Origin of the sequence: uncultured Bradyrhizobium sp. (assembly GCF_936928535.1) — a bacterium.
In the GTDB taxonomy this organism is placed as follows: Bacteria; Pseudomonadota; Alphaproteobacteria; order Rhizobiales; family Xanthobacteraceae; genus Bradyrhizobium.
The window spans coordinates 1-7,376 of the sequence record NZ_CAKZHY010000010.1; the positions used below are offsets into that span (position 1 = coordinate 1).

The 7,376-nt window shown below is 64.5% G+C and carries 5 protein-coding genes; 2 read left to right on the forward strand and 3 right to left on the reverse strand.

Going from position 1 to position 7,376, the window contains the following annotated elements:
• Nucleotides 1-298: 298 nt before the first annotated feature.
• The 3 genes from Q0687_RS00885 to Q0687_RS00895 form a co-directional block, all read right to left on the reverse strand.
• The gene (locus Q0687_RS00885) at nucleotides 299-451 is read right to left on the reverse strand and encodes a hypothetical protein (protein WP_298870981.1); all 153 of its coding nucleotides are present in this window, start codon (nucleotides 449-451) and stop codon (nucleotides 299-301) included.
• 432 nt (nucleotides 452-883) lie between these two features.
• The gene (locus Q0687_RS00890) at nucleotides 884-1,120 is read right to left on the reverse strand and encodes a hypothetical protein (RefSeq protein WP_298870982.1); all 237 of its coding nucleotides are present in this window, start codon (nucleotides 1,118-1,120) and stop codon (nucleotides 884-886) included.
• 556 nt (nucleotides 1,121-1,676) lie between these two features.
• Nucleotides 1,677-2,288 (reverse strand): TetR/AcrR family transcriptional regulator, encoded by a 612-nt coding sequence (locus Q0687_RS00895; protein WP_298870984.1) that lies wholly within the window; start codon nucleotides 2,286-2,288, stop codon nucleotides 1,677-1,679.
• A 131-nt stretch (nucleotides 2,289-2,419) separates the two neighbouring features.
• Here Q0687_RS00895 and Q0687_RS00900 point away from each other — a divergent pair, with 131 nt between their 5' ends.
• Complete coding sequence (locus tag Q0687_RS00900) at nucleotides 2,420-3,652, forward strand: cytochrome P450 (protein ID WP_298870987.1); 1,233 nt, start codon at nucleotides 2,420-2,422, stop codon at nucleotides 3,650-3,652.
• Nucleotides 3,653-3,947: 295 nt separating this feature from the next.
• On the forward strand, nucleotides 3,948-7,376 hold a 3,429-nt coding region (locus Q0687_RS00905; protein ID WP_298870990.1), incomplete at its 3' end, for an AsmA-like C-terminal region-containing protein.

The following is a 7,376-nucleotide window of genomic DNA, read 5'->3' on the forward strand; positions in this document are numbered from 1 at the left end:
GGCCGCGAAATGCGCCGGTGCGCCCAAGTTACGCGATTTTCACACAGCCTGGGCCGAAAGGCGACATTGGAAAAATTGAGAGAGGCCGCCGACCGATGCGGCCTTACCCTTTCGGCTGCTTACGTTCCTCAGAGGCAACCCAGTCACGTACTTCGAATTGACTAGCGAGGCCCGTTGAAGGATCAACGCCACTATGGATGCTGCTGGTATCGCGCGGACGAACAGGTCTGGGAGAAGTACGAAGAAATCGCAAAGTACTTCAATTGAAAGAGGCCGCCAACTGAGGCGGCCCTTTTCGCTATTCCATCGTTTTGCCAAGTTTGGGACGAGGAGCCTTATCCAATTCCTCCGTGATCAGGTACTGGATTTGTTTGCGCTTTTCCAAGTCGGTCTCCATGGCCGGAAGCTCTCGGTAGCGCTTCAAATTCTCATCGTGGATAAATTTCTCCATTGCGTCCTCCTTTCAAAGGGGACTGAGTCGATTTTGGATACTGATCCTCTTAGATGACCTAAGTCCAGACAAATGAACTCTACTCTGTGAAAGAGGAGGCGAATTGAAGCGGCCTAATCGAGCCAAATAAGGCCCCCACACCGGTTGCACCGATAAACGTAAGCCATGGTGCCAGTGCGCGTGTCGGGTAGCTCCAAATATAGGCGGGGCAGCCCGTCGCATTTCGGGCAGTGGGCTGGGGCATCGGGTCGTGGCTTGGGTTGCTCTATCAACGTACCCCCCGCATTTTGGCGGGACTGCATCGAGGTCGATCGACGACGCTCTCCCGATAGCAGAACAAGTTGACGTCTGAATTTGGGAGCGGAGCAGACGCGCGCTCTGCTCTCGCAGATGGCTTCGGGTCAGCAGTAGACCAGCGGCACAGCCAACGCCTCAATGCTTAGTGCTTCCGTTGCGCTGAACCATAGAAACACAGAACAGCCGTTCGGTGGCTGAGCGCACTTCCACCGCCAAGTCCGGTCGCTCGCTTTTAAAGACCGACTCCTTGACGATCCCCACGAGCGTTTGCATCGCCTCGACTTCGGCCGCTTTTCGATCCGGCAAGCGTAAACCTTCCTCGTCTGCAAACAACTCGCGGCCGCTCTGGATGTCGAAGAAATAGCGTTCCATAGGCGCGCTCCCATGTTCACGAGGCAAGAGGAGTCTTAGATCCAACTGAGGGCCCCCTGAACGGCCGAGAATGACAGGGTGAACAGAGTTTGGCCCTGGTCCTCCGGCTGGTCAGTAACCCAAAGCACCCACGGAGAACCGCTCCAAAGCGACAAATGTGCGCCGTCGCGTAGAACTTCTCCACTAAGCCCTACAGCTTCTTTACGGGCTGCATCCAGATCAGCGAGGTTGGTCCCCTCGCGATCAAGCGTCGTTACGTCGTCTTTGATGTGGAAATAGTATCGGGGCACGCGATCCTCCACGCTTTAGGCGGGAGCGCAGTCGCGTCTCTCAGTCACCGGGGCCTGGTCAGAGTTCGGCCGATGATGTTCGACAATAGCACCTCGAGACGAAAGTTCCTAGCGGTCTACGTGGGTGCAAAGGTTCCCCTCTGGCAGTTGCACTCCCAACAGGTCAGCTTTGGATCAAAGAGCGATATGCGCGAATTGCCTCCCTAAGCCTGCTTCATTCCAACAATCGGACATCCCGCAGGTATGAAGACACGCCCAGCCGCTTTTTAATCCGACGCCAGTCCCGTCCTCCGCCGCAAATCCGTGATCGCCCGCAGAAAACTGCCGGCCGGCGTCGTCTCGGGATCGATCAGCCGGTGCAGGCGAAAGCCGTCTTCCAGCGCCAGCACGACCGAGGCCATCCAGGGCGGGTTGAGCGTCTCGCCCTTGGCGCTGTCCTTCAGGGTCGCCTCGACGATATCGGCGATCAGCTTGCGCCGCGCGCGCAGGCGTTTTGCGAGTTCAGGTCGGCGCTTTTCCGCGCGGGCGACGAACAGGATCATCTCCATGTGGAGGAGGGGCGAACGACCGAGTGGATCCTGCCGCGTGCGGTCCATCGACTTCAGCGCCGCAATGAAGTCGTCGAGGTTCCTGTGCTGCGCCAGGATCTCCATGTTGCGCCCGATCGATCGCTCGACATGGTCCTCGAGCATGGCGAAGATCAGCTCGTCCTTGCTTTTGAAGTTTGAATAGAACGCGCCGCGGGTGAAGCCGGCCTCGGCCGCGATCGCCTCGATGCTGGCGCCGCCGATCCCGTCCTGCTCGAACACGCGCGCGGCCGCCTCGAACAGCGCCTCGCGCGTGTCGTCCCTGGTCGGCCTGGTTCTCAGCCTTGACATCGCGGCAGTTTAAGGCAGAATGCAACTCGATACAACAATGTATCGAGTTGATAATTCGTCAGGGATGGTTACGCCGGCCCCTCGGCTGCAATCGGCGTATCGTGTCATGCGGCAACCGATGTGAGGTCACCATGAACGAGCAAGTGCAGAGCGTCGCCAGCGATCCCCTGTTCAATCCGCTCGCGCCGGACTTCATCCGCAATCCCTATCCGCATTACGACCGGCTGCGCACGATCGACCCGATCCACGTCACGCCGTTCGGCCAGTTTGTGGCCAGTCGTCACGCCGAGGTCAGCCTCGTGATGCGCGACAAACGTTTCGGCAAGGATTTCGTCGAGCGCACGACGCGCCGCTATGGCCCCGACATCATGAAGGAGCCGGTGTTTCGCAGCATGGGGCACTGGATGCTGCAGGCCGATCCGCCCGATCACACCCGCCTGCGCGGCCTGGTCGTGAAGGCGTTCACCGCCCGCCGCGTCGAGGACATGCGGCCGCGCATCCAGGAGATCGTCGACCAGACCATCGATGCGGTCATCGACCGCGGCCAGATGGACCTGATCGAGGATTTCGCCTTCCGCCTGCCTGTCACCATCATCTGCGAGATGCTCGGCATTCCCGAGGACCATCGCGAGGTGTTCTACAAGAGCTCGCGCGACGGCGGACGGCTGCTCGATCCGGTGCCGATGACGCCGGAGGAGATTGCCAAGGGCAACGCCGCCACCACGATGGCGCAGATGTATTTCCAGCAGCTGTTCGAGCTTCGCCGCCGCAATCCCGGTGATGACCTCATCACCCAGCTGGTGCAGGCCGAAGAGGACGGCAACAAGCTCACCAATGAGGAGCTGACCGCGAATATCATCCTGCTGTTCGGCGCCGGCCACGAGACCACGGTCAATCTGATCGGCAACGGTCTGCTCGCGCTCCATCGCAATCCGGATCAGCTCGCGCTGTTGAAGGCGCGGCCGGACCTGATGGTGGGCGCGATCGAGGAATTCCTGCGCTACGATTCCTCGGTGCAGATGACCGGCCGCGTCGCGCTGGAGGAGATCGACGATCTCGGCGGCAAGACCATCCCCAAGGGCGAGACCGTGCTCTGCCTGCTCGGCTCGGCCAATCACGACCCGGCCGTCTACCCCGATCACCCCGAGAGGCTCGACATCACCAGGCCGAATGTCCGGCCGCTGTCGTTCGGCGGCGGCATCCATTTCTGCCTGGGCGCCCAATTGGCGCGCATCGAGGCCGAGGTCGCCATCGCCACGCTGCTCCGGCGGCTGCCGGACTTGCGCATCGATGACGTCGAAAACCCGGAGTGGCGCCCGACCTTCGTGTTGCGGGGCCTGAAGTGCCTTCCGGCCAGCTGGTGAGGTGGGTAGTTTCCTTCTGGCCCATCCTTCGAGACGCCCGCCGTTGGGCGGGCTCCTCAGGATGAGGTTTTGTTTCGCGGCGAGGTCCTAGACCCTCATGGTGAGGAGCCCGCCAAAGCGGGCGTCTCGAACCATGAAGGCCGCACTGTCCGCTTCCTGCAATTAACCTCCGCGCGCAACAGTCGCTGTGACTTCGCCACACTTCCCCCTATATAAGGGGCTGTTCCGGCGCGCCTGAAGCTTGGTTTGTCAGCTTGGGTTTGACCCGGGTGCCGGCTTGGCCGAGGGGAGACCCGTGCAGACGACGCTGCTCGGATTGGCGATTGCCTTTATCGTAGCGCTGCTGGCCGCGCTGATCGGGCCTTACTTCGTCGACTGGAACCAGTTCCGGCCCCAGTTCGAGGCAGAGGCGACCCGAATCATCGGTGTCCCGGTGCGTGTGGCAGGCGAGCTCGATGCGCGTCTGTTGCCGGCGCCGAAATTGCGGCTGCGTTCGGTCACCTTCGGCGGCAACAACGATCTCGGGCGCCTGCGCGCCGACAAGCTCGATGTCGAGTTCAGCCTGAGCTCGCTGATGCGCGGCGAATGGCGCGCCACCGAGCTCTCGGTCGGTGGCATGGCGGCGGATCTCGGCCTCGATGCCAGGGGCAAGGTCGATCTGCCGTCCACCGCGAGCGGCACGTTCAATCTCGCCTCGCTCGCCATCGAGCGGCTCAACCTCACCGGCCGCGTCGCCCTTCATGATGCCGCAAGCCGCTCGACGCTCGAGCTCAACGACATCGTCTTCTCCGGCGACGTGCGCTCGCTCGCGGGCTCGGTGCGGGGCGATGGCAAATTCACCGCCAACGGCGTGCGTTATCCGTTCCGCGTCTCGTCCGGCCCGAGCCCGGACGGCACCGCCACCCGCGTGCACCTCAATATCGATCCGGGCGAGCGCGCCATCCTGGCCGATCTCGAAGGCGTGCTGGCCTTCGACAACCGCCTGCCGAAATTCGATGGCGCGCTGACGCTGGCCGTGCCGCCGACGAAGAAGGCGGGCGAGGCGGGGCCGACGCCCTGGAAGCTCACCGCAAAACTCAAGGCCGACCCGGCCGGTGCCAAGTTCGACCAGATCGACGCGAGCTTCGGCCCCGAAGACAGCGCGCTGAAGGTCGGCGGCGTCGGCGACCTCAGGTTCGGCGCCTCGCCGCTGCTGCGTGCCGTCCTGTCGGCGCGGCAGGTCGATGCCGACAAGCTCGCCGGCCGCGACGATGCCGAGCCGCTGCGCATCCTGCCGGCTCTGCGCGCCGGCCTTGCCGCGATCCCGCAGGCGCCGATCCCGGCGCAGATCGAGTTCAACTCCGACCAGATCATGCTGGGCGGCCGTCCGCTCCAGAACATCACGACCGAGCTCCAGACCGATGGCCGGTCCTGGATCTTTCAGCGGCTCGAACTGCGCGCGCCCGGCATGACGCAGGTTTCGCTCAACGGCGCCGCGCCCGGCGCCGACAGCTTCAGCGGCCGCGTCAGTGTCGAGTCCTCCGATCCGGATACGCTGGTGGCCTGGCTCCAGGGCCGCAGCGAGGCCATCAGGCGCAGCACGCGGCCGCTCCGCCTCAATGGCAACGTGACGATCGCGGCCAATCATCTGGCCATCGACGGGCTCAAGGCCGACATTGAAGGTGGCGCGGTCGAGGGGCGGATCGCCTTCGTGCAAACAGGCGCCAACAAGGGCTCGCGGATCGATGCGGAGCTGAAGGCGGATCGTCTCGATCTCGACGCCGCCGCGAGCTTTGTCCGCGCGCTCGCGGGGCCGCAAGGCGAATGGCCGGAGGAGGCAAAGCTCTCGCTCGACATCGGCCGCGCGATCTCGGCCGGGCAGGAGCTGCGACCGTTCGCGGTGAAAGTCGGCTACGGCCCGACCGCGTTGTCGCTCGAGCAGTTGCGCTTCGGTCAGGCGAGTAGCGTGACCACGGAGGCGAGCGGCACTTTTGACCGCACCCGGGCCACCGGCAAGCTTGCGCTGAAATCGTCGGCCAATTCGCTGCACGATCTCACGGCTTTGCTTGAGCCGGTTGCGCCTGCGTTGCGCGCGCGCTTCGATGCGATCCCGGCGCTGCCCGGCGCGACGCGCCTGAAGCTCGACCTCAGCCTCGACAAGAATGCCGAGCATGCCGATCGCAGCGATGCCCGAATAGTGCTCGATCTCGATGCGCCGCAGCTCAAGGCCACCGCGACGCTCGCAGCGCAGCCGCAGGTCTCGGCGGTTGGCGGCCTCGACATCGACAAATTGCGCAGCAGCGACTTCACGCTGGAGTCGAAGCTCTCGGCGCCGCAGGCCGCCGCACTGACGGCGCTGTTCGGCCTCGATCGCATGGTCGCCGCAGGCGAGGGCGCCTCGCAGATCGAGGGCAAGTTGAGCGGCGCCTGGCGAAAGCCGTTGCAACTGAACGCAAAGCTTGCCGGCGGCGGGCTGGACGCGGATGCGCAAGGCAGCGTCGACCTGTCGGCGGCAGAACCGAAGGCCAACGTCAATCTGCACTTGCGCAATGCCAATCTGGCGCCGTTGTTCGGGACCAGCCCTGCCGACAAATCGGCTCAGAATGTGAGCCTGTCCTCCCGCCTCACGCTGTCAGGCAATCGCCTGACCTTCGACGATCTCGACGGCACCGCGTCCGGTTCACACCTGCGCGGTCATCTCGCCGTGACGTTCGATCAGGAGAAGAGTGTCGATGGTGAGGTCGGGCTCGATACGCTCGACCTGATGCCGGCGCTAGCGCTTGCCGTCGGCGCCGCAGGGCGTGACAGCGGCGAGGCGCTCAGCGCGGGCCTCATCACCGGCTGGCGCGGCCGCATCGCGTTCCAGGCGTTGCGCGGCAATTTGCCTGACGGACTAGAGATCCGCCCGTTCAGCGGCACGCTTCGTGGCGACGGTCAGTCGCTCGCGCTCGATGCGCTGAAGGGTCGCCTTGGCGGTGGCGAACTGGCCGCAAGCTTTGACGCGCGCAATGGCGCGGGCGGTCTGGCGGTGAACGCGCATCTCGAGCTCACCAATGTCGATGTGGCCTCGCTGCGTTACCGCGATCTTGCTCTACCCAAGGGGCGCGCCTCGGTTCAGATGACGTTGACGAGCCAGGGCCGCAGCGTCTCGGCGCTAACAGGCGCGCTTGCCGGCAACGGCACGGTGACGCTGGACCAGGCCGAGATCAGCGGCCTCAACCCGCGCGCCTTCGAGATTGCCATCCGCGCGAGCGACGGCGGGCAGATCGCTGATGACGCCAGGCTGCGTCAGCTCGTCGAGCCCGCATTGTCTGCGGGGCCGATTGCAGTGGCCTCGGCGCAGATGGCGTTCACGATCCGCGACGGCCGCCTGCGCGTCGGCGCGACCCCGCTTGAAGCCAGGAACGCCCGCGCCATCATCTCCGGCGGTTACGACATCCCCGCCGACCAGGCCGACATCCGCGCCAGCCTGACGCCGATCATGACCGGTCTGTCCGGCGCGCCGCCGGAGATTCAGCTGTTTGCGGCGGGTCCCCCCGACAAGCTCAGCCGCACCGTCGATCTCACGCCGCTGTCGTCGTGGCTCGCGGTGCGCACCATCGACCGCGAGACGCGTCGCCTCGATGCGATCGAACGCGGCGAGCCGCCGCCGGCGACCGCCGCACTGCCGACGCTGGTCTCGCCTGAACCGGAGCCGGCGCCGGCGCTGACCGACGTGCCGATGCCCGGCCGCGATCCGCGCCGC